Here is a 22,942-nt window from a genome sequence, read left to right as displayed (position 1 = left end):
TATGGGCGAACCTCTTGGCAGACAGGCATTTTCCGCGGAGGATCAATACAGCGCACCGCGACAAGTGGCGGTCCAGAATTGCGCTCGACGGCGCGCACGAACCGAGGGAGTTCTCCCATGACGACCGACCATTCAGCGGTCCGGCCAGGAGCCGCAGACCGTCGCCAGCCCACGCTGGCGACTCGGGTGCAGGCGAAGCTCGACCCGATGGGCTGGGGTGCGGCGACCGCAGAGGTGGTCTCCCATGCACTGCGTAAACCCGCCCCGATGGCGGTTGCCGGCATCCGACTGATGACCGGGCTGGCGGCACTACCGGTCGCGGTCGCCGGCAAGGCACTTGCCGTGCCGGTGACGCCGCCGATCGCGGCCGACCCCCGAGACCGCCGGTTCGCCGACCCGGCGTGGGACGCCAACGCCTACTACTTCGCCGTCCGGCAGTGCTACGACTTGGTCTGCCGGTATGTCGAGGAGGTGTTCGCCGCGGGCCACACGGACGAGCTGACCGATCTCAAGGCCAGGATGACTGCTCACCTGCTGACCGACGCGGCCGCGCCCACCAACTTCCTGCTCACCAACCCGACAGCGCTCCGGGCAGCGCTGGACAGCGGTGGCCGGACCCTGGTCGACGGTGCGAAGCTGGCTCTCGACGACCTGGTGGAACGTGGCGGTATGCCGGAGAAGGTCGACGCCTCGGCGTTCGCGCTCGGCACCGACCTGGCGGCCACCCCGGGGGCGGTGATCTTCCGCAACGACCTGATCGAGCTGATCCAGTATTCGCCGCAGACCGCCGAAGTGCACGAGGTGCCGCTGCTCGCCAGCCCGCCGTGGATCAACAAGTACTACGTGATGGATCTGGCGCCCGGTCGCAGCCTGGTCGAGTGGGCGGTGCAGCACGGTCGCACCGTTTTCATGATCAGCTACCGCAATCCCGACAGCTCGATGTCCGACGTCACGATGGACGACTACCTCGAGCACGGCGTGTTGCAGGCGATGGAGGTGGTGCAGCACGTCACCGGCAGTCCGAAGGTCGACGTCCTGTCGCTGTGCCTCGGCGGCGCGATGGCCAGTATGACGGCAGCACATCTGGCCGCGCGGGGCGACGACCGGCTGGGGTCACTGACCCTGCTCAACACGATCCTGGACTACTCCGAGCCCGGGGAACTGGCGGCGTTCGTCGACCCGGACACGCTCGATCGCATCGACGTGCGCATGGGTGAGACCGGCTTCCTGCCTGAGGACGACATGGCGCTCGCGTTCGACCTGCTGCGCGCACGAGACCTGATCTTCCGCTACGTCCCCGACCGCTGGCTGATGGGCAAGGCGTCGCAGCCCTTCGACATCCTCGCCTGGAACGGTGACTCGACCCGCATGCCGGCTTCCATGCACTCCAGCTACCTGCGGCTGCTGTATGGCGAAAACTGTCTCGCCAGAGACGAACTCGAGCTTGCCGGCGAGGAGCTGCATCTGCGTGACGTTCATGCCGACGTCTACGTCGTCGGTGCGGTCAACGACCACATCGTGCTGTGGACGTCGTCATACGCGGCAACGCAGTTGTTCCCCGGGCACGTGCGCTACGTCCTTACCTCCGGTGGGCACATCGCGGGTGTGGTCAATCCGCCGTCGCCGAAGGCGTGGTTCGAAGCGCTGCCCGATGGCTCCGTCAATCCGACTGCACCATCGGAGTGGCGCGCGGCCACGACCCGGCACGACGGCTCGTGGTGGGAGGACTGGGCGCGGTGGTCCGGGGCCCGGGCCGGCGCGCTGGTTGCCGCGCCGAAGCGGCTCGGCAACCGCAGGTACCGGCCGGTGGAGGACGCACCGGGCAGCTACGTCCGTGGGTGAGACGTCCGCCGGATGACCACCGAACGCTTGCAAAGTTAGCTATAGTTAGCTAACATCAGTGTCAGAAGGCCGGACAACCACCTGAACGGCCGCAACGAGAGGAATCACTGTCATGGCAACTGGCAAGAGCAACCCGGCCGCCGACTCCGCCGCCGCGTTCACCCCCGACTTCGAGTCCGCCGCCGAGCGGGTTCGTGAGCTGAACGAGAAGATGATCGAAGCGACGAAGAAGAGCGGCAACCTGTCCCTGGACGCCTACGAGAAGACCTTGCAGGGCCTGGTCGACTTCGAGGAGAAGGCCGCGGGCGCGTCCCAGCTGGACTTCGTCAGCGCACTGGCCAAGGCGCACGCAGCGTTCGTCACCGATGTCAGCTCCGCATTCACCTCGGCGGCCCGCGACGCCCTGAAGTGACGGCCATTCCTCGGGTTCGCACCCAGCCGGAGCGCTGGGTGCAGGCCCCGGTCGATGCAGCGTTCGCGTGCCTGAACGGGTGGCTGGACTACGCAGGGTCCGCGGTGGCGCACTCCCGGGTGACGCCACTGGACTTTGCCGAGGACGCACTGCGCTGGTGGGAGGTCGCCACCGACCGCAGGGCGCCGTCCTGGTCGACCTCCCACCGCGTTATGCGCTCGTGGCCGGAAGCGGAGCTGCTGGACTTCTCCACGGCGGAGTCCGGCACGCCCACGCTGATCCTCCCGCCGCAGGCAGGGCACGCTTCCACGATCGTCGACTACTCGGCGGGACAGAGTCAGGTCCGCACGGCCCGCACAGCGGGCCTCGAGCGGGCCTTTGTGCTGTCGTGGCAGCCGGCCACGGACCAGACGGCGTCGTCGTCCATCGAGGACTACATCGCGATCCTCGACGAGGCCGTCGAACTCCTCGGCGGACGGATCAATCTGGTCGGTGACTGCCAGGGTGGCTGGCTGGCCACGATCTACGCGGCCCTGCGGCCCGGGTCGGTCGCCGCCTTGGCGGTTGCCGGTGCCCCGATCGATTTCCACGCGGGACACTCGGCGATCCAGGAGTGGGTGCGCAGTCTGAGTCGCAACGGTGAGCTGCGGTTCTACGAGCATCTCGTCGGACTCGGTGACGGCAACCACCTGGGCGCCAATCAGATCCTCGGCTTCAAGATGCTGGAGCCCGCCGAGGAGATCTCCCGGCTGGCCGGCTTGTGGGGACACGTTCACGACACGGCATACGCACAGCGCTACACCGACTTCGAGAACTGGTTCGCCTGGGGCCAGGACCTGCCCGGCGCCTTCTACCTGTGGATCGTCGAGCACCTGTTCATCGGCAATGAGCTGGTGCACGGGGAGTTGCACGTCGACGGACAGCCGGTCGATCTCGGGTCGATCGACTGCCCGGTGTTCATGCTGGCCGGTCGCACCGACCACATCACGCCGGCCGAGCAGATGTTCGCGCTCGCCGACTACGTAGGCACCCCATCGCGCGACCAGCGCCAGCTGCTGGTCGATGCCGGACACCTCGGCCTGTTCATGGGGCACGCGGCTCTGGAGGGCGCCTGGACGGACGTCTTCACGGCACTGGCCGCGATCGACTCCGAGCACTGAGCCGACTGCGCTGCCCCACGCCCGGAGCCCGGTCGTGGGGCAACCTTGCATCATCCCCAGTCGGCAATGGCGAAAACGCCATCTTTCTCTGGTTGATCGTCGTAGTAGCTGCTGTGGAAACGGTGGATATCCCGCGCACGCCGCGCGATGACGCCGATCCGCCGTGTGGACAGGCTGGGTATTACGGCTGTGGACAACTCTTGCCCCCAGTGGATGCGATCCGTTGTCCACACCTCGTCCGCAGTGTGCCGGCTCCGGCCGAGACAGTTTTCCACAGCGTCCGGGCCATCTCCCACCGGCGAATGTGGATGGAGCGTTCGTCATACCTGTCACACGCGTCGCAGAACGTGTGTTTGCCCACAAGTTCATCCACATCTCTGTGGATAACCAGGGTGGGGTCGGAGGCGTCCCGACGCGTTGCGTGGGCTACGCGGCATATCGAAGACAGTTACCCACAGAATCTGTGGATAACCGTGTGGAGGAAGGCTCGGATCGGCTATTCAGGCCGTCGCGCGCCGGATCTGGGTGGTCAGTTCACTGATCTGCTCGTAGAGATAGGCCCGTTCGCCCATCAACTGGCGGATCTTGCGATCGGCATGCATTACCGTCGTGTGATCGCGGCCGCCGAACTGCTGGCCGATCTTCGGCAACGACAAGTCGGTGAGTTCCCGGCACAGGTACATCGCGATCTGGCGGGCATTGACCAGGGTCCGTGACCGCGACGAACCGCACAGCTCCTCCACCGACAGCTCGAAGTACTTGGCCGTCTGCTGCATGATCGTCGTCGCGCTGATCTGGCCGGATCCGGACGATGGCATCAGGTCCTTGAGCACGCGTGCGGCCAGTTCCTCGGTCACTCGCTGGTTGGAGACCGATGCGTAGGCGCTCACTCGGATCAGGGCACCTTCGAGCTCGCGGATGTTGCTCGGGACCTTGCTCGCGATCAGGCTGAGCACCTCGTCGGGCAGCTTCATCGAGTCGGCGACCGCCTTCTTGCGCAGAATGGCGATGCGGGTCTCCAGGTCCGGCGGCTTCACGTCGGTGGTCAGGCCCCACTCGAAGCGCGACCGCATCCGGTCCTCCAGGCCGGACAGCATCTTCGGCGGCTGATCGGAGGTGAGCACGATCTGCTTCTCGCTGTTGTGCAGCGCGTTGAAGGTGTGGAAGAACTCCTCCTGGGTGCCGTCCTTGCCCTGCAGGAACTGCACGTCGTCGATCAGGAGCACGTCGACGTTGTCCCGGTAGCGCTTTTGGAAGCTGGACGCCTTGTCGTCGCGGATCGAGTTGATGAAGTCGTTGGTGAACTCCTCGGAGTTCACGTAGCGCACCCGCATGTGCGGGTAGTAGTTGCGCACGTAGTTGCCGATGGCATGCAGCAGGTGGGTCTTGCCGAGACCGCTGTCGCCATACACGAAGAGGGGGTTGTAGGACCGGGCCGGCGTTTCGGCGACCGCCTGGGCCGCCGCGCAGGCGAAGCGGTTTCCGGCGCCGATCACGAACGTCTCGAACGTGTACTTGGGGTTGAGCCGGGCGTCGGCCACCGGTTCGGCGGTCGTGACCGGCTCCCGCGTGCGCGCCGCGGACGCGGTGAACAGGTCGGGTTCGCCGTCGACCGGCTCGGGTATGACGACCCGGGGCGCCTCGACGACTTCGTCGTCGCTCGGCTGCAGGCTTTCGTCCACGGTGACGGCGAGGCGGATCTCGGTGCCGAGCTGGGCGCCGAGCGCGGCACAGATGGGATCTTTCAGCGTCGTCTCGACGAAGAGTTTGGTTTGTTCGAAGGGGACGGCCAGCAAGGCGGTGTCACCGACCAGGCCCGCGAGCCGGGCCAACCGCAGGTAGGCGCGATCGCGCGCCGGAATGCCGTTGTCCTCGATGCCGAGCATCGCACCGTGCCACAAGTGAGCGAGATCGACGTCCTGTTCGCTCACGACTGCTGCGTCCTCCCTGGGCAGATGGCGATGTTCGCGGTGAAGTGCGCGCCTCGGCTCGCCAAAGAGGACAGCATACGACGTTGTCCACACGGTTATCCACAGGCTGTGCATTCAGTCACCACCAGCAACACGCGCAGGAGGTGACCGACCCGGAAGACGCCGACGCTAACAACTCGGATGCCGTCCCGGCAACCCCGGGTCCGGAAGATTTTTCCACACCCGGCGTGGCGGCTGGATGTCACGACCACGGACTGCTTTGCTGAGGGATTTGCCGTTGCGCCCACGCGTGCGAGGCCAGTTTGACCCTGTCCACCGCTGGCCCGTATCGTGGATTGGAACCATCTTTGCTCGTTCCTGCCTCGACCACAGCGGTTGCTTCCGGCCGGAGGGTGCGATTCGCCCCCAGCAGCAGAGATCCCGATGACCGATGTAGCACCGGGCCGACGCCGGCCCAGACATTCCAACGGAGACGACAGTGAGCAAGCGCACCTTCCAGCCGAACAACCGCCGCCGCGCCAAGACGCACGGTTTCCGCCTGCGCATGCGCACCCGCGCCGGCCGCGCGATCCTGTCCGCCCGCCGCGGCAAGGGCCGCGCCAAGATCTCGGCCTGACGGATCGGAACAGGGCTTCGGCGTTGGTCCGGGCAACAACGTGCTGCCGACCAAGCATCGACTGCGCGACAGTGCGGATTTCTCCGCAGTGTTGCGCAGTCGTCGTTCCGGACGTGCACCCGGCCCGCGACTGATCGTCACGGTGACACCGGCGCACGGCAGCTGTAGCCGGGTGGGTTTCGTGGTCTCGAAGGCAGTGGGCAACTCGGTGGTCCGCAACCGCACCGCACGAGTGCTCCGCCATGAGATGGCCGCCCTGTTGCCGAAACTGGCGGGTGACCACGACATCGTGATTCGTGCCACCCCAGCAGCCGGGACGGCGTCGGCCGAGTCGCTGCGTGCCGATCTGCGGGAGCAACTACCCGCAGCCGTCGCCCGTCGGCGCAGGTGAGGATCGTATGTCGCCCCGACGCATTCTCGCCCTGCCGCTGATCTGGCTGGTACGTGCCTACCAAATTCTGATCTCGCCTTTGCTCCCGCCTAGTTGCCGGTTCACCCCGTGCTGCTCGGCCTATGCGATCACCGCTCTGACCCGCTTCGGCGCGTTCCGGGGCGGCTGGCTGACCATTCGCCGGTTGGCCCGCTGCCATCCGTGGAACCCCGGCGGCGTCGACCACGTTCCGCCTCTTGTCACCGCGGACTCCGCCGGCCCGGCAACGCCGGCACCGCTCAACTAAAAGGACTGTGCCATCTACTCCTTCTTCGACACGATCCTGTACCCACTCGAATGGTTCGTCGCCTTCGTCATGGTGGGCTTCCACAAGATCTTCACCGCAATCGGCATGCCGGCATCGAATGGGTGGACGTGGGCGCTGTCCATCGTCGGCCTGGTGATCCTGCTGCGCATCCTGCTGATCCCGCTGTTCGTCAAGCAGATCAAGTCGTCGCGACGGATGCAGCTGATCCAGCCGGAGATCCAGAAGATCCAGAAGAAGTACAAGGGCAAGAAGGATGCCGAGTCTCGTCAGAAGATGACTGAGGAGACGATGGAGCTCTACAAGAAGACCGGGACCAACCCGTTCTCCTCGTGTATGCCGATCCTGCTGCAGTCACCGTTCTTCTTCGCCCTCTTCCGGGTGCTGGACCGGTTGAAGGACATCGGCAGTGGCAACCATCACCCGATCGGCTGGATGACCAAGTCGCTGGCCAAGCAGGCGGAGAGCTCGCACCTGTTCGACGTTCAGCTGTCGGCGTCGTTCATGCACCCTGGCGATTCGCCGATGGCGGCGACACGTTTCCTCACGGTGCTGCTGATCGTCATCATGTCGGTGACGGTGTTCACCACGCAGCACCAGTTGATGCGCAAGAACATGCCGGCGTCGGCGCTCGACAACCCGCTGGCCAAGCAGCAGAAGTACATCATGTACATCATGCCGGTGTTCTTCGCCGTTTCCGGCGTGAACTTCCCGATCGGCGTGCTGCTCTACTGGGTGACTACCAACCTGTGGACGATGGGCCAGCAGTTCTACACGATCCGGCGGATGCCGGCGCCAGGTTCGGCCGCGGAGAAGGCGCTCGAGGAACGGCGTCGCGCGAAGGGCAAGCCGATCGCGAAACTGAGCATCCCGGGGCTGAGCAGCGGTGACGGCGACGCGTCCGCGGTAGAGCTGGCCAAGGCCAAGACTCCGCCTGGACGGCCTGGGCTGGTGACATCTGACGGGGGCACCGCGGGCAAGAGTGGTGGCCAACGCGTGCAACCCAAACGCAACAACAAGAAGCGCAAACGGTAGCTGCCACACGGCGTGCTCGTACGCCGCGCGAGTTCCGCCCGGCATCGGGACCCGGCTCGGGCTCGTGGCGAGAAGGCCGGCCATCGGCGACGAAGTGTATTCAGAAACAAGCACAGGAAGGTTGCGATCCGGATGCGTGGCAGCGTTACGCCCCATGTCATCGGTGAGCGATTCTCGATGCTGACGAACGGCACTGGAGTGAAGAATGACTGAAGTGACCACCCACGACCCAGCCCTGGTGGACGAAGCACAGGTGGTGGCGTCGCCGGGCAAGTCGGTCGACCTCGATCGGGAGGGCGAGGTCGCGGCCGACTTCCTGGAGACCCTGCTGGACATCGTGGACATGGACGGCGACATCGACGTGGACGTCGACGGCGATCGCGCGTCGGTCTCCATCGTGGACTCCGAGGAAGGCCGGGTGCCACGGCGTCTGGTCGGTCCCAACGGCAAGGTGCTCGACGCGCTGCAAGAGCTCACCCGGCTCGCGGTGCAGGCCGAAACCGGCAACCGGAGCCGGCTGATGCTCGACATCGCGGGTTTCCGGGCCGAGCGCCGCGCACAACTGGTGTCGATCGCCGAAGACGCGACGGCCTCGGTAAAGGCGACGGGCGACGCCGTGTCACTGGATCCGATGTCCGCGTTCGAGCGCAAGGTCGTCCACGACGCCGTTCTCGCGGCGGGGCTGCGGTCGGAGTCCGAAGGTGCCGAGCCGCGGCGGTTCGTGGTGGTTCTGCCTGCCGACGGCTGAGGCGTTTTCCCGTGAATCCCGATGATTCGGATCAGTCCGGTGCACTCGAGCCGTCGGCATTGCCGGGGCCGCCACCGGCCGCGAGGGTGGTGTTCGGTGATCGGCTCTCCGTGGCCGTCCAGTATGCCGAACTGCTCGCGGGCTCCGGCGTGGTGCGCGGACTGATCGGTCCCCGGGAGACACCGCGGCTCTGGGAGCGGCACATCCTCAATTGCGCCGTGATGACGTCGCTGATCGGCGATGATGCTTCGGTGATCGACGTCGGGAGCGGTGCCGGCCTGCCCGGGCTGGTCATCGCCATCCGTCGGCCGGATCTGCAGCTCACCCTCGTGGAGCCGTTGCTGCGGCGGGCTTCCTGGCTGGACGAGGTCGTCGAAGCACTCGGTGTGACGAATGTGCGCGTGGTACGGGGTCGGGCGGAAGCATTGTGGGATGCCCTGGAACCAGCGGACGTGGTGACCTCGCGGGCCGTGTCCGCGCTGGACAACCTCGCGGTCTGGTCGGTGCCTTTGGTTCGGCCTGGTGGTCTGTGGCTCCCGATGAAGGGTGCCTCGGTCGGTGCTGAGATCGACCGTTATCGTGACGTGCTGACCAAGGTCGGAGTGGTATCGATCGATGTGATCGAGTGTGGCGGCGAGATCCTGGACGAGCCGACGACGGTCGCCCGACTGGAGATCGGCAGTCCCCGTCGACTCGCGAAGTCGGCAACGAAGAAGCCTTCGCGCCGCAAGAAGCAGGCAACACAACGCAGCTCACGGAACAGATGAGCGTGGCACCTCGGCCTCCGGGCTGCGACTTGGCCACCAGTGACGAGACGACCTCGGAGAGGCGACCCCTGTGACCACTTCATTCCCCACCGGATGGCACGGAGCAGCGGCCGCGTCCGAATCGCCGGAACCGGTGGGCTGGCAGAACGCAGCCCTGCTGCACCCGGCGGTTGCAGTGGGTCCACTGCAACCTGTGCCCGCTGGTGTGGCCGAGCCTGCCGATGTTTCACGGGAAACACCGGAGTTGGAAACCGCGGTCGTTTCCCGTGAAACGGCTGCACCCGACCCGGGCCGGCGGTCGGCTCCGATCGCTGACGAGCTGGCGGACCAGGTGCGCCGCCGTGAGGTGCTGGCGAGCAGCGCCATACCCAAGCCAGCTGAGCCACGGGTGCTGACGGTCTCGAATCAGAAGGGTGGCGTCGGGAAGACCACGACAACCGTCAATGTCGCCGCTGCGCTGGCCCAGTTCGGGTTGCGGGTCCTGGTCATCGACATCGATCCGCAAGGCAACGCCAGCACAGCCCTCGGCATACCGCATCATGCGGAAGTGCCGAGCGTGTATGACGTCGTCGTGGACGATCAGGAGCTTGCAAGCGTGCTGCAGGAGTGCCCCGACATACCGGGCCTGTGGTGCGCTCCGGCGACGATCGACCTGGCGGGCGCCGAACTGGAACTCGTGTCGCTGGTCGCGCGGGAATCCCGGCTGAAGCGCGCTATCGATCACTATCAGCAGCAGCCCGGCGACGCGGGCATCTTCGACTTCATCCTGATCGACTGCCCGCCGAGCCTCGGCCTGCTCACCGTGAATGCATTCGTTGCGGCTCGTGAGGTGTTCATCCCGATTCAGTGCGAGTATTACGCGCTGGAAGGACTCAGTCAGCTGCTGAAGAACATCGAGTTGATCCGGGCGCACTTGAACCCGGAGTTACACGTGTCGACCATCCTGCTGACGATGTATGACGCCCGCACCCGGCTATCGGCCCAGGTCGCCGACGAAGTGCGGACGCATTTCAGCGAGCAGGTGCTGAAGGCGACGATTCCGCGGTCGGTGCGGATCTCCGAAGCCCCCAGCCACGGGCAGACGGTGCTGACCTACGATCCGTCGAGCAGCGGTGCGCTCTCCTACGCCGAGGCTGCGAAAGAGCTCGGTGCGCGGAGCACTACGATTGCCCGGTGACCGAAAAACGACGCGGACTGGGGCGCGGCCTCGGTGCCCTGATCCCCACTGCACCAGCACCAGCCTCGGGTGCGCCACGACCGTCCGACGTCTTTTTCCCCGGAACCGCAACGAAACTCGCCACCGAAAGGGCTGGCGCGCGCGAACGTTTCACGGGAAACATCACGGCGGCGGACGCGTCCAACACCGGGACGCCGAATGAGGGCGACGCCTCGTCCGCAGTCACCGAGACTTTGCAGGAAGTCCCTGGCGCAACCTTTGCGGAGCTTCCGGTGGATTCGATCCGGCCCAACCCGCGTCAGCCGCGCACGGTCTTCGACGAGGACGAACTCGCCGAGCTGGTGCACAGCGTGCGCGAGATCGGCGTGCTGCAGCCGATCGTCGTCCGCAGTTTGGCCGCGGACGAAGCCGCCGCGTCGGGGGTCTCCTATGAGCTGATCATGGGTGAACGCCGGCTGCGCGCCAGCAAGGCCGCCAGCAAGGACGTCATCCCGGCGATCATCCGCAGCACCGACGACGACGACATGCTGCGGGACGCGCTGCTGGAGAACCTGCACCGCGCCCAGCTGAACGCGCTCGAAGAAGCAGCGGCATACGGCCAGCTGCTCGACGACTTCCAGTGCACCCACGAGGAGCTCGCCACCCGGATCGGCCGGTCCCGGCCGCAGATCAGCAACACGCTGCGCCTACTGAAACTGCCGGCCCTGGTGCAGCGCCGTGTTGCCGCGGGCGTGCTGTCGGCCGGGCACGCTCGGGCACTGCTCGGCCTCCCGGATGCCGCCGCCATGGAGCGGCTGGCACAGCGCATCGTCGCCGAAGGTCTTTCGGTCCGCAGCACCGAGGAGATCGTGGCGCTCGGCGGTGACAAGGAGAAGCCGGCGCGCCGCTCCCCACGCGCTGGCCAGCGTCACCCGCAGCTGGACTCGCTCGCGGAAACCCTGTCGGATCAGCTCGACACGCGCGTCAAGATCGCCCTCGGGAAGACTCACGGCCGGCTGACTGTGGAGTTCGCCAGTGTCGAGGACCTGAATCGCATCATGGATCAGCTCGGCGTGCGTCGCGACTGAATTCCATTGCGGCGTCGCGGGATTGGCGACTCGGTGGCTGGGTTGATCGGCGGCGGCTACGTTGGTGTGCGGCGGCTACGCCGCCGTGCCCGGCTCACTCCGTTGCACTCCGCTAGCGCTCCGTTCCACTCCATAGGCCGGACCCGACGACGCACCCGCCGCTGCCCTAGCTCACCTGAGCGTCTGGTTGACTGGAATCCCTTGGGGCAGCATTGATCTCGCTGCTCGGGTTGATCTGTTGGCATGGCCGCCTGGTGCTGCGCCTGACCCAATCGCTCTCGAAACTTGTCGTCGATCCACCGTGTGCTGAGACGAAAACTGTTGGCAGCCAAAACGATCAGACACCCACAAGTAGCAGCTTGCCGCGGCAGGAAGACCTTGCTGTGCCACACTGCGGCGATGGATTCCGGCAGAGCGACGTCGCTGAGTGAATACACCACGGAGCGACTCCTCCTCCGGCGATTCACCGCGGACGACGCACCGTTTGTGCTGGCCGTACATCAGCATCCCGACCTCGTCAGATTCGTCCCCTCGTGCGCACAACGGACTCTCGGGGAGGCGCAGGAGTGGATCGCCAGCGTCATCGAGACGCAAACCCCCGGACGCGGCTGGTGGTGCGTTGTCACGGCCGATGGGGTCCCCATCGGCGCCGTCGTCCTCAAGCCGATCCCACCGTCAGCTGGCCACGACCAGCAGGACATTGAAATCGGATGGCGACAGCATCCTTCATTCACAGGCCACGGATACATCACCGAGGCCGCTGCGGCCATCCTCACCGAGGCGTTCGGATCGGGCCTCACCCGCGTCGTCGCCGTGACCGACCCGGAGAACGTCCGCTCCCAACGAGTGTGCCAACGCCTCGGGATGACGCATCTCGGGTCTACCCACAGGTATTACGACCAGCAGCTTGAACTGTTCGTGGCGACCGCCGACTGATCGAAACTGCCGTCGTCGGCAGAACTGCTGCGGAGCGTGAACCGCGACGCCTGTCCCGAGTGGTCACTTACCGGCGAGTATCTCTCTCATACTCGGCAGTAACTACCCACTCGGGCGCGCTGTTCCCGCAGGACCAACAGCTTGTGGACGAGAGTCGCAATAGGCTGACCATATGTCCTCGATCTGGTGCGCGAGTGTCCGGCAGGGCCTCGACGAGGTAGTCGAGTTGCTGGCACGTGTGGTGCGGGACTGTCCGGAGGAGCTGTGGCGGGTCCCGATGTGGTGGGTCGATCCGGCCGAGATCATCGGGGAGACCCGCGACGTGGAGGGCAGGCTGGTCTCCGAGCCGGCAGAACGCGAAGCGCTGGTGCAGAAGTGGTCGACGCCGTGGAGCGTGGCATGGCACACGCTTGAGGTCCTCGACTACGACCTCGCGGGCGAGTTGGAGGCGTGGGCTCCGCCGGCCCCTTTCACCGGCAGCCCGCACTGGCGGACATTTGCCGGGCTGCGCGAGCCCTGGTCGAAGATCGAGATTGGCCAGTATGCCGAGTACTGCCGTCGGCGGGTCCAGGACACTCTGGCCGACCTCACCGAGGAGCAGGCAGCAGCCCCACTTCCTCCGGGCCACCGCTATGGCGGCAGACCCTACGCATCGATCGTGACGAGCCTGGTGGGGCACACCACCGCTCACGCCACGCAGATTCGACAGTTTGTGACTGCCTCCACCCCGGCTCACCCGACGAACTGATCGTCAGGCGCGGGTTGTCTGCGCAGCAGATTGTCGGCACGGCCAACATCCGCCAAGCCCATCACGTCGTTGGACAGGAGTGGCACGAAAACTGTTGGTGGCCAACACGATCAGGGTCACAACCAAGGGTGGTGGGTGCGTCGTGGGGCCGGGCCTATGCAGCGAAGCGGAGCGCTAGCGGAGCGAGCGGAGTGAGCCCGGTCACGCGGCGTAGCCACCACCCCAGACCCAGCCACGCGCTGATGTGGAGCCCACACGCGAAGAGCGGCGCCCCGAACCCGGGACGCCGCTCTGCGGAGTTGCTGAAAGAACTCAGCCGATGAAGGGCTCGAGTTCCTTGACCAGCTTCGGCTTCGGCATGACGCCGACGATGCTCTTGACGACCTCGCCGTTCTGGTAAACGTTCAGGGTCGGGATGCCGGTGATGCCGTACTTCGCGGAGGTGGCCGGGTTGTCGTCGGTGTTCAGCTTGACGACGGTGAGCTTGTCGGCGTTGGCCTCGGCGATCTCGTCGATGATCGGGGCGATCATCTTGCACGGACCGCACCAGGGCGCCCAGAAGTCGACGAGCACCGGCTTGTCGCTCTTGAGGACGTCGGCCTCGAAGGTCGCGTCGGACGTGTCCTTGGTGTGTGCACCCATGGTGTGTGTGGGTCCTTTCCCTATCTGGTGTGGCTGAATTTCGCTGGAAATGAACAGGATCGACGGTCAGGCGTCAACGGTTGCGTCGGCCAGTGACGGCGCGACCGACTCGGCGTCGGCAAGGAAGCGCTCCGCGTCGAGGGCGGCGGCGCAGCCAGAGCCGGCTGCGGTGATGGCCTGCCGGTAGGTGTGGTCGACCAGGTCGCCGCAGGCGAAGACTCCCGGCAGGTTGGTGGCGGTCGTGCTCGCGCCGACGAGCACGTAGCCCTCGGCGTCGGTGTCGACCTGGCCGAGGATGAGCTCGTTGCGCGGCAGGTGACCGATGGCCACGAAGACCGCGGACGTGTCGACGTCGCGGGTTGCGCCGGTGACGGTGTCCTGCAGCGTGACCGAGCTGACCTTCGGGTCCCCGTGGATGCCGACGATCGCGCTGTTCCAGGCGAACTCGATCTTGTCGTTGGCGACGGCCCGGTCAGCCATGATCTTGGAAGCACGCAGCTCGTCCCGACGGTGCACCAAGGTCACCTTCCTGGCGAAGCGGGTGAGGAAGGTGGCTTCCTCGATCGCCGAGTCGCCGCCGCCCACGACCATGATGTCCTGATCGCGGAAGAACGCTCCGTCGCATGTCGCGCACCAGGAGACGCCGTGACCGGACAGGCGCTTCTCGTCGGTCAGACCCAGCTCCCGGTATGCCGATCCCATCGCGAGGATGACCGCACTGGCTTCGTGGACGTTGCCCTCGCCGTCGGTGACGCGCTTCACCGGGCCGGTCAGGTCGACCGCAGTGGCGTCGTCGCGGACCAGGTCGGCGCCGAATCGCTCGGCCTGCTCACGCATCTGCATCATGAGTTCCGGACCCGTGATGCCGTCCGCGAAACCCGGGTAGTTCTCGACCTCGGTGGTGTTCATCAACGCACCGCCCGCGGTCACCGAGCCCTCGAAGACCAGCGGGTGCAGGTTGGCGCGCGCGGCATACACAGCGGCCGTGTAACCGGCCGGGCCGGAGCCGATGATGATGAGGTTGCGAGGCTCGCTCACGGAGGTTCCTTCGGGTCGTATGGCGGGGCCCGCCACGAGAGTGCGCCAGGCCACCGCAGAATCTGCCTGCTTGCACAACAGATCCTAGGTGGCGATTGTTCCGTGCCGTCTGCGCGGAGTCTCGTTCATACGACGCGCGGGGCTGCGTAGGGCTGCTCGTTGCGGCTGCAGGTCCTCGACACGGCGAATGCAGTGCGCTTGCCGGCATTGGTGACCACGATCACGACCGCGGGCTTGCCCTCGAACGTGGCCAGGTCGACCTTGATGCTGGACGGGTCGTCCAGCAGCGCGCCGGCGATGGATCGCGCACATCCGAGCAGCGCGGCACGCTTGGTGATCGACCCGAAGTCGGTGATCAGCGACGGATCCGGCTTCGTCGCGGAGGTGTCGGTCGCCATACTGGCGGCCTGCGCGTTGAAGTTCGCCGGCGTGTAGTTGGTGCCGCTGCTCTGGACGTGCACCCGCTCGGCCAGTTGGTCGCCGCTCACCGAGGTCGGCGACGGAACGGCCGACGTCGGCGCGTTGTCGTGGTGCAGCGAGTTCACGCCCACGACGGCGACCGCCGCCACCGCGGCTGCGGCCACGAGTCCGCCGACGACTTGCAGCCACTTGCGCGACGCCGGCCGTGCCGTGCCGGCCGGTCGGTCGGGGCGGGTCAGCGGAGTCACGTTGCTGTGATCGGAACTCGCGCGTTGTTGCTGTTCCAGGACGAGGGCAGCAGTGATGCGGTCCGCCACCTCGGGTGGCATCGGACCCGGGTCCGGCAGCGAACGCAGCAGATCGCGCATGCCTGTCGGGTCGTTCTCGAAGTCTTCGGGAGGTGTCGTCACGGCCTTCCTCCAATCGGTTCAGCAGCTGAGACGACAAATGCACGGTTGGGGTTCCGTCCGGTCGCGAGGACCGCACGGTTGGGGGACACCAACATCAGTCGCGGGTCGGACGCGTGGGAGGGGGTGCAGGTTCCATCGGTCACGAAGTGCCACCGACATACCCGTCGCCGTGTTTGTCACGGAGCAATTCGGCCAGTGCGGTGCGGCCGCGAGCGCACCGGGATTTGATCGTGCCTTCGGCGACGCCGAGCACCGCGGCGGCCTCGACGACGGGCAGACCCTGCATGTCCACCAGGGTGAGCGCGAGGCGCTGCCCCTCGGGAATCTTCGCCAGCGCCTCCTGCACGTCCAGCCTGATGACGGTGCTGGAGTGGGCGTCGTGCCGGTCGGCGAGGTCGTATTCGGGCAGTTCGCTGGTCGGCTTGATCCGGCGCAGCCGATCGAGGCACGCATTGACGATGATGCGGTGCAGCCAGGTGGTGACCTGCGCGTCGCCACGGAATGAGTCGGCCCGCCGGAACGCCGAGATGAAACCGTCCTGCACCGCGTCGGCGGCGAGTTCGGGGTCGCGGGTGGTGCGTAGGGCCACAGCCCACATGCGGTCCCTGTGGCGGCGGAACAACTCACCGAACGCGTCCGGGTCGCCGGCACAGTGCGCGGCCAGGAGTTCGCGGTCGTCGAGTTCGCTCGGTGGTCGCTCGGTCACGAGTAGACCTTGACGTCGTTGATCCGCTCCTGGAACGACCCGTCCGCTTGCTTGCTCAGCGAGGTGACCCAGATGGTGAGGTACTTACCCTTGGCTCCACCCAGATCGACCGTCTGGGTTCCCGACCCGGTGGCAGTCGCCGCCGGGGTGCGCGTGCTGACCGCCTCGATCTGGTCGCTGAGGAAGAACTTGATGGTCGAGTCACCGCCGGTCGTGGTGATCTTCAGGCTCTTGACCGCCTGCGTGCTCCCGAGGTTGAGCAGCAGCCCGGTGCCGTTGGTCAGGCCGCCGAAGTTGGCGGTGCGGTAGATGAAGGTGCGCCAGTAGGTGTCGGGGCTGGAGTCGGTCGCCAGCGAGGCGTAGCCGGTGTATTGCCCGCCGCCGACGCCGTATGCCGAGATCGCCGCGATCGGGATGAGCTTGGGGGCGGGCGCGGGCTTCGCCGACGAACTCCGAGCGTGCGCGCCCGACGAACTCGGCGCCGGCGCGTGCGTGCTCGGGTGCGACGAGGCGGAGGAACGGCCGATGCCGCGCAGCCCGACGGCGGCGAAGACCATCGCGACCAGCACGAGAAGCACGATCAGTACCAGCGCCAGGCGGCTGGATTTGCGGTCCGGCTCGAAGTCGCCGCCGAGACCCGGGACGGGCGGTTCGAGCTCGGTGAACGACGGGTCGTAGTCGTCGACCGGGTCAACGGGAGGAGTCGCCGTGCGTTCCCGCGCCTTCTTCAGATCGACCGCGGACAACTGAGTGGTTTCGTCTCCGTCGGCAGCCACCGCGGCCCGGATCGCACCGACCGGCACTTCCGCGGTCGCATCCTGCGCGCTGTCCGCGACCCGCCGGTCATCGCGCGGAGCTTTACCCGGGCGACGGTTGCCACCAGGGAGAGACTGCAATGCCGCACCGGAACGCTCATCGGCGCCGGTCGGACGGCGGCCGGACGCGGTGACGCGTTCGGAGGACCAGGGCGCAAGCTGCCGGGCGAGTTCGCTCGGGGTCCGTGGCCCTTCGTCGGCATTCAGCGTGGTGCGGCACAGCGCGTCGAGGTCACCGGGCACACCCGGGACCAGCTCGCTGGGTGCGGGCAGTTCGCCGTCCGCGCGGCGGGTCACGTCGCGCAGCCCGGGGACCGGCCGGTCCCCGGGCCAGAGGCCGGTCAGGCCGGCATAGAGCGTGCGGACAAGATCGAGGGTGTCGATGCGGGACGCCTCGTCGGCGGGCAGGTCGTCGGCACCGGCCAGCGCCGCATCGGTCGGCAGCCCGAGCACCGAGACCGCGCCGGTGGGCGAACAGACGATGTCGTGCGGCGTGAGCTGTAGGTGGTGCAGTCCGCGGACGGCCGCGGAGCCGAGGCCACTGGCGGACTCCCCGATCAGCCGCCGCACCTCCTCGGCCGGCAGCGAGTCGAACTGCAACATCGCGGCGATGGACTCCGAGCCGTGCAAGGCCTCGGAGATGACGTATGCCGTGCCATTCTCGGTGCCGACGTCGAGCACGCGTGGCAGATGATGGTCCTCGACACCGGCAGCACGGCGGGCGCTATCGAGAGCGGCCTCGGCATACTCGAAATCGGCGGGGAAGACAGTCGCGGTGACTTCGCGATCCAGGGTCGAGTCGGTGGCGATCCAGACTTCACGAGGTGACGAGCCAGGTTCGGCGTCCGTCTCGTCGCCCGATCGGCTCGCGAGCTTGCGGGTCAGCGCGTAGCGCTGTGCCAGCACGGTGTTCTCGCCGATGGCTTGCACTGACTCCGGGCTCCCTGTTCGCGGTGACGGGTCGTGGTGCACGTCCCGATGGTGCCGGGCGGCGCCGACACACCGCCTCATACTAGGAGGCTCCGCGCCGCAGGGCGGACGCGGACACGCAGCAGACCATCGATCGAGCCGCGGCGGAACCTGGTCGGTCAGCGGGCCAAGAGACGCCGGACACCGCCGAGCCGGCTGCTCACCGCGCCGACGAGTTCCTCGATCTCCTTGACATGCAGGCGCCGGGCGACCGCGACATAGACGGCACCGAAGACGAACACAGTCGGCAACAGGATGACCAGATTGGCGGAGCGTGAAGACGTGCCGACCGCCTCGCTGAGGAGGAAACGCACCACGAAGGCAGCGATCAGGGCTAGGACCGAGGCGACAGCGAGCCGGGCCCACGTGTGGGCGACGCCGACCATGCGAAGCTGCGGCAAGCGCTTTGCCTTCAACGCGCGGTAGCCGATGGTGGCCTCGACGAAGTACGCGATGGATCCAGCGAGGCTGACTCCGAAGCCGATCCAGGACTGGGGGAGCAACAGGCACGGCAGAGCGAGCACGGTCGTGATGACCGTGCACCACACCTGCATGAAGAAGGGGGTGCGGGCGTCCTCGTAAGCGAAGAAGGCCCGCTGGACGACGACACAGACCGTGAACGGCACCAGTCCGATCAGCAGCGCGATGCTCTGACGCTCGACCGCACTTGCGATGGGCAGGTAGAACACGCCGCACAGTGGTGCTGCGAGCACCAGCATGCCCACCGTCGACGGAATGGTCGCAACTGAGGACAGTCGCAGTGACAGCTCGGAGTCCTGGGTGACTGCCTTTGTGCGGCCCTCGTGCGCTGCGCGAGACATCCGGGTGAACAGCACGGTGATCAGACTCAGTGTCACCAGCGAGTGCGGCAGCATGAAAAAGAGGAACGCGTCACTCTGGGCGATATTGGCGGACGGCACGCCGTTGAGGATGTTGCTGGTGACCAGATAGAGGCCGATCTGCTGGGTGATCACCGAAGCGAACGCCCAGCCGGCGACGGTGGAGGTGCTGCGCAGGCCGACACCACGGAACGAGAAGTTCGGGTGCCAGGTGTAGCCCGAGCGGCGCAACGGGATGACCAGCACGATCGCTTGTGCGGCGATGCCGAGGGTCGTGGACCCGGCGAGCACCAGAACCATCGGTGTCGTCCAGGCACCCGGGTCGGTGATCGGGTGGCTCGGATACTGCACCAGCAGCCAGATGAGTCCGGCGATGGCGAAGATGTTCGCCAGCACCGGCGACCACATGAGTGGGCCAAAGCTGCTGCGCGCGTTGAGCACCTCGCCGAGCAGCGTGTAGAGGCCGTAGAAGAACAGCTGCGGCATACACAACAGGGTGAAGATGATGCCGAGCTTCCATGCCTCGCCGCCTGCGCTGAGGTAGCCGAGCTTGAAGATCACCGGTGCGGCGGCCATGAACACGACCGTCGCACCGAGCAGGATCGACATGGCGAGGGTGAGCAGACGGTCGGTGTAGGCCTGACCGCCGTCCGGATCCTTCAGCGCGCGGGTGATCTGCGGCACCAGGACCGCGTTGATTACACCACCGGCGAGCAGGATGTAGATCTGGTTGGGCAGCGTGTTGGCGGTGTTCCAGACGTTGCCGGCAACCCCGAGGATGAGTGCCGTGATCAGGATGCTGCGCAGGAACCCGAGAGCCCGGGACACCAGGGTTCCCGCGGCCATGATCGCGCTGGCCCGGCCGATGCCGCCTTCCGGCGGCGGCGCCTGCACCGGCATGGCCGCGGTGCCGGTCGCCGAGTCGGGGTCCTCGCCGCGTGCGATGGCGTCCTTGCGTGCCTGCACGACATCGGGGTCGGGCAGCGGCAGGTAGCCCGAGTCCTCGCCGATCCACGCGGAGTAGAGCGAACCGAGGCTCGCACCGCTTTCCGGCGAACTCGGCACCACGGGGTGCGGTTCGGACTCGGCATACAGCTGGCCCAGGGTGGGCCGGCTCTCGTCAGTCATCGGTCTCCGTGTCCTTCGTCGGTGGTTCCACCGGCCCGGCGTCAACGATGGCGTTCTGTGACAGCGGTTTCTCGGTCGACCTCGTCCCTGCCGCGGTCCGGGGACCACGGCGTACGGCGCGCCAGAGGCCGATCGCCAGGATCAGCGCCGCGAGCGCACCCAAGACCCACATGATCCACCCCGAGGTTGGATGCACGTTGATCTTCAGTTGCGCCGGCGGGCCGGGCGCACCCAGCGGCGAGCCGTCCGGTGCGAGCAGGACGGCGTCGACCGGGACGGTGCCACCGCCGACGGCCTTGAGGTGGAACCGGGCCGTGGCGTGTGCGCCCGCGTCGATATCGGCAGCCTTCTGCGGTTCGGTCACCTGCACGAGGTAGTTGCGAGGGACCAGCAGAAGTTGCACATCGTGCACCGGCCGGGCCAGCTGGTTGGAGACGGTCACGCTGATGTCACCGGAGTCGGCGAAGAAGTTGATCGTCGAGGAACGCACCGACAGTTTCGAGAGCATGCTGGACACGGCGGCGTTGTCCCGGTCGGCGACCACGGCGAGCTGAGCGCGGGCACCCCTCCAGCGGGTCGAGCCGATGACGTCGAGTGCCTGGCGCCGCTCCGGCAGCACCTCGTTGCCGCCGACCAGCACGCTCTGCAGCGCCGCCAGCCGGTGGCGGGACCGGTCGAGGTCGCGCAGTTCGGAGGCGGTGATGGCCACCGCGGGTGCGCTGGGGTATGGCGTGCCCTTCGTCGGCTCAGCCAGCAGGGCGGTGGCCGGCGCCGTGCGGAACGCCTGCTCGGTGGCGGTGCCGGTGCGCAGCTGCACCCAGTGTGCGGCCTGCAATGCCTGCACCTGTGTTGCCAGCTGGATGGGGTTGGCACCGCCGGTTCGGGGCGCGACCAGCGCCACCGAACGCGGCGTGCCCGGCGACTGCTGGTAGAGCGCGAGCAGATCGGTCAGCAGCCGGCTGCTCTGCACACCGGGAGAGGTCGTGGAGGAGCTGAACAGGCTGGACAGGCGCTCGTCATACGTCAGCACACCGGAGGTTCCGGCGACCCGGTAGGTGGCCTCGGTCTGGGCGCTGCCGACGGCGCGGGTCGGGAGGACGGCGAGCACGGACGACGTGTCGCTCTTCAGCTGACGGGCGGCGGATGTCACTGTGGACGCGGAGACATCCCCGGTCGGCCAGAGCACGCGGGTGGTGCTGACCCGGCGCGCGGCGGCCGGCAGTGCCCGGGTCAGGTCGCGTTGCAGGAGGCGGGCACCCGGGGCGCCGGCGGCCTGGAGCCCGGCCAGGTCCGGGTCGTCGAAGGGCAGCCACCACACGGTCTGGCCGGTATCGAGTGTGTCCAGCCGGCTGATCAGTCCGTTGACGGCGGTGGTGATGCGCTCGGCAGGTGTCGGGGGTGTGGTGCTGGTGCTGGTGGGCGAGGGTGACCCCGTGCCCGGGCTTTCCGCGCCGGTCGGTGCCGCGGTGCTGCTCCGGTCCGTGGCGTCGGTGCTGGAGGTCGGGGCGTCCGTGCTGGTCGGGTTCGGTGTCGTGCCCGAGCCGGACGACTCGGCAGTCCCCTGCGATGACGACGGTGTCGACGAGTGTGTCGAGGTCGGTCTCGTCGGGGTCGGAGTCGGCGACGGCACGTTGTCATCCGCCGCGGCGGGAGGTTCGAGCAGCGCAGGGTCGACAGCAAACGTCACCGGCATACCGGAGAACGCATCGAGAGTCTGCTGGACCTGCCCGTCCGGGCCGAGGGCCTGCTCCCAGGCTTGGGCGCGGGTCGTGTTGTCCGGTCCGAACAGATCGGGGTCGGCGGGCAGCGTCAGGGGTACGACGATGGTGACTTGCAGGGGCGAGTGCACGGCCGTGTTCTGTTGCTGCACCGCAGTGCGCACCGTGCCGCGGATGGCGGACGCCGCAGTCGAGTTCCCGTCGGTGACGGTGACCAGCAGCGGCAGCGACGCCAGGCCGTAGCCGAACTTCAGCTTGGCCGAAGGGATGGTGACCGCGAACGAGGTCACTCCACCGGGGCTGACGGCGTCGGCAGATCCGGTCGCGACCTGGGTCAGCGGCTGGATGTCGAGCGAGCCCGACATCCAGCCATCCGCGGTCGTCTGCCTGTCGAGCAACTGCTTGCTCACCGACAGGTGGACGACCGGGTGCGCGATGCGGGTGGAACCGGTGTTGGTGATGGTGCCGGACACCACGATCGGCTGACTGCCGGACGACACCGCCGGGACGTTGGTGTCCACGGAGATGCTGACCGAACTCGACGCAGCGTTCGCCCGGGGTATGCCGAGCGGGACCAGACACACCAGCAGCGCGAGCAGCGCGCAGGCGGCGGCGAAGTGGTTATGCCGAAGGAGCCAGGTGGTGCCAGGCGGTCTGGACGATGCGTCGCTCATTGGGGAAGGTCAGCTTCCGTTGCACCCGGTCGAGCCGGAACCAGCGCGCGTCGATGGCCTCGTGATCGGGGTCACCGTCGATGCTGATCTCGCCACCGAGTGCCTCCAACATGTAGTGATGGACCCGCTTGTGGATGCGTAACTGCGGGGTGCTGAACCAATAGTCGATCGTTCCCAGAGTGACCAACGCACGTCCGATGATGCCGGTTTCCTCATGCACTTCGCGAACTGCGGTCTCGACGAGTGTCTCGCCGGGCTCGACGTGACCCTTCGGCAGACACCATTCCACGCGGCCGGCGCGATTGAGCCGGGCGATCAGCGCAATCCATGCGTAGCCGCCCGCGACGTCGATGATGACCCCGCCGGCGGACGTCTCCTCCACCGAGGGCAGCCTCCGCAGCGGGCGGTCGGCACGCGGCGGATAGGTGGTCATCCCAACACTGTAAACC

At 67.0% G+C, this 22,942-nt stretch carries 22 protein-coding genes; 13 read left to right on the top strand and 9 right to left on the bottom strand.

Annotated features, from left to right (window positions below; genetic code table 11):
* The first annotated feature begins 117 nt into the window (after positions 1 to 117).
* The 3 genes from EFY87_RS16275 (at position 118) to EFY87_RS16265 (ending at position 3,414) form a co-directional block, all read left to right on the top strand.
* The gene (locus tag EFY87_RS16275) at positions 118 to 1,842 is read left to right on the top strand and encodes a PHA/PHB synthase family protein (protein ID WP_123272553.1); all 1,725 of its coding nucleotides are present in this window, start codon (positions 118 to 120) and stop codon (positions 1,840 to 1,842) included.
* A 112-nt stretch (positions 1,843 to 1,954) separates the two neighbouring features.
* A complete protein-coding gene (locus EFY87_RS16270; protein WP_123272552.1) occupies positions 1,955 to 2,254 on the top strand; it encodes a hypothetical protein in 300 nt (99 codons plus the stop codon).
* On the top strand, positions 2,251 to 3,414 hold the full coding sequence (locus EFY87_RS16265) for an alpha/beta fold hydrolase (protein WP_123272551.1): 1,164 nt from the start codon (positions 2,251 to 2,253) through the stop codon (positions 3,412 to 3,414). The genes EFY87_RS16270 and EFY87_RS16265 overlap by 4 nt, the downstream gene beginning before the upstream one ends.
* 500 nt (positions 3,415 to 3,914) lie before the next feature.
* On the opposite strand, the gene dnaA is transcribed toward EFY87_RS16265, so the two are convergent.
* The gene (dnaA, locus tag EFY87_RS16260; RefSeq protein WP_425459369.1) at positions 3,915 to 5,345 is read right to left on the bottom strand and encodes a chromosomal replication initiator protein DnaA; all 1,431 of its coding nucleotides are present in this window, start codon (positions 5,343 to 5,345) and stop codon (positions 3,915 to 3,917) included.
* A 478-nt stretch (positions 5,346 to 5,823) separates the two neighbouring features.
* Here dnaA and rpmH point away from each other — a divergent pair, with 478 nt between their 5' ends.
* The 10 genes from rpmH (at position 5,824) to EFY87_RS16210 (ending at position 13,134) form a co-directional block, all read left to right on the top strand.
* Positions 5,824 to 5,961, top strand: coding sequence for a 50S ribosomal protein L34 (gene rpmH / locus EFY87_RS16255; RefSeq protein WP_123272549.1), 138 nt, complete (start codon positions 5,824 to 5,826; stop codon positions 5,959 to 5,961).
* A gap of 40 nt (positions 5,962 to 6,001) precedes the next feature.
* On the top strand, positions 6,002 to 6,352 hold the full coding sequence (rnpA, locus tag EFY87_RS16250) for a ribonuclease P protein component (RefSeq protein ID WP_123272548.1): 351 nt from the start codon (positions 6,002 to 6,004) through the stop codon (positions 6,350 to 6,352).
* A 7-nt stretch (positions 6,353 to 6,359) separates the two neighbouring features.
* Positions 6,360 to 6,638, top strand: coding sequence for a membrane protein insertion efficiency factor YidD (gene yidD, locus EFY87_RS16245; RefSeq protein WP_123272547.1), 279 nt, complete (start codon positions 6,360 to 6,362; stop codon positions 6,636 to 6,638).
* 12 nt (positions 6,639 to 6,650) lie between these two features.
* Positions 6,651 to 7,691, top strand: a complete 1,041-nt coding sequence (gene yidC / locus EFY87_RS16240; RefSeq protein WP_123272546.1) for a membrane protein insertase YidC — start codon at positions 6,651 to 6,653, stop codon at positions 7,689 to 7,691.
* Positions 7,692 to 7,896: 205 nt separating this feature from the next.
* A complete protein-coding gene (locus tag EFY87_RS16235) occupies positions 7,897 to 8,439 on the top strand; it encodes a Jag family protein (RefSeq protein ID WP_123272545.1) in 543 nt (180 codons plus the stop codon).
* 59 nt (positions 8,440 to 8,498) lie between these two features.
* Positions 8,499 to 9,206 carry a 16S rRNA (guanine(527)-N(7))-methyltransferase RsmG gene (rsmG, locus tag EFY87_RS16230; protein ID WP_123272590.1) on the top strand — a complete coding sequence of 236 codons (708 nt, stop codon included), beginning with the start codon at positions 8,499 to 8,501 and terminating at the stop codon, positions 9,204 to 9,206.
* A gap of 205 nt (positions 9,207 to 9,411) precedes the next feature.
* Positions 9,412 to 10,383, top strand: a complete 972-nt coding sequence (locus EFY87_RS16225) for a ParA family protein (protein ID WP_425459370.1) — start codon at positions 9,412 to 9,414, stop codon at positions 10,381 to 10,383.
* Positions 10,380 to 11,450: a ParB/RepB/Spo0J family partition protein gene (locus tag EFY87_RS16220; protein WP_123272544.1), complete on the top strand. Its 1,071-nt coding sequence runs from the start codon at positions 10,380 to 10,382 to the stop codon at positions 11,448 to 11,450. The genes EFY87_RS16225 and EFY87_RS16220 overlap by 4 nt, the downstream gene beginning before the upstream one ends.
* 399 nt (positions 11,451 to 11,849) lie before the next feature.
* Complete coding sequence (locus tag EFY87_RS16215; protein ID WP_123272543.1) at positions 11,850 to 12,386, top strand: GNAT family N-acetyltransferase; 537 nt, start codon at positions 11,850 to 11,852, stop codon at positions 12,384 to 12,386.
* Positions 12,387 to 12,558: 172 nt separating this feature from the next.
* A complete protein-coding gene (locus EFY87_RS16210) occupies positions 12,559 to 13,134 on the top strand; it encodes a DinB family protein (protein WP_123272542.1) in 576 nt (191 codons plus the stop codon).
* 312 nt (positions 13,135 to 13,446) lie between these two features.
* Here the strand turns inward: EFY87_RS16210 and trxA are convergent, their stop codons facing one another.
* From trxA to EFY87_RS16170, 8 genes are all read right to left on the bottom strand, one after another.
* A complete protein-coding gene (gene trxA / locus EFY87_RS16205; protein ID WP_123272541.1) occupies positions 13,447 to 13,776 on the bottom strand; it encodes a thioredoxin in 330 nt (109 codons plus the stop codon).
* 66 nt (positions 13,777 to 13,842) lie between these two features.
* Complete coding sequence (gene trxB, locus EFY87_RS16200) at positions 13,843 to 14,814, bottom strand: thioredoxin-disulfide reductase (protein ID WP_123272540.1); 972 nt, start codon at positions 14,812 to 14,814, stop codon at positions 13,843 to 13,845.
* Positions 14,815 to 14,939: 125 nt separating this feature from the next.
* Complete coding sequence (locus tag EFY87_RS16195; RefSeq protein WP_148043378.1) at positions 14,940 to 15,644, bottom strand: hypothetical protein; 705 nt, start codon at positions 15,642 to 15,644, stop codon at positions 14,940 to 14,942.
* 139 nt (positions 15,645 to 15,783) lie between these two features.
* Positions 15,784 to 16,350: an RNA polymerase sigma factor SigM gene (gene sigM / locus EFY87_RS16190; protein WP_123272538.1), complete on the bottom strand. Its 567-nt coding sequence runs from the start codon at positions 16,348 to 16,350 to the stop codon at positions 15,784 to 15,786.
* On the bottom strand, positions 16,347 to 18,095 hold the full coding sequence (locus tag EFY87_RS16185) for a protein kinase family protein (RefSeq protein WP_123272537.1): 1,749 nt from the start codon (positions 18,093 to 18,095) through the stop codon (positions 16,347 to 16,349). Before EFY87_RS16185 ends, sigM begins: the two co-directional genes overlap by 4 nt.
* A gap of 158 nt (positions 18,096 to 18,253) precedes the next feature.
* Positions 18,254 to 20,101, bottom strand: a complete 1,848-nt coding sequence (murJ, locus tag EFY87_RS16180) for a murein biosynthesis integral membrane protein MurJ (protein ID WP_123272536.1) — start codon at positions 20,099 to 20,101, stop codon at positions 18,254 to 18,256.
* A complete protein-coding gene (locus EFY87_RS16175; RefSeq protein ID WP_123272535.1) occupies positions 20,094 to 22,493 on the bottom strand; it encodes a DUF6049 family protein in 2,400 nt (799 codons plus the stop codon). Before EFY87_RS16175 ends, murJ begins: the two co-directional genes overlap by 8 nt.
* Positions 22,441 to 22,926, bottom strand: a complete 486-nt coding sequence (locus EFY87_RS16170; RefSeq protein ID WP_123272534.1) for an NUDIX hydrolase — start codon at positions 22,924 to 22,926, stop codon at positions 22,441 to 22,443. The genes EFY87_RS16175 and EFY87_RS16170 overlap by 53 nt, the downstream gene beginning before the upstream one ends.
* Positions 22,927 to 22,942 lie beyond the last annotated feature (16 nt).

The sequence above is a fragment of the Flexivirga caeni genome (assembly GCF_003724155.1).
In the GTDB taxonomy this organism is placed as follows: Bacteria; Actinomycetota; Actinomycetes; order Actinomycetales; family Dermatophilaceae; genus Flexivirga; species Flexivirga caeni.
Note: the sequence above shows the minus strand (reverse complement) of the source record. Positions and strands in the feature narration are given on the sequence as shown.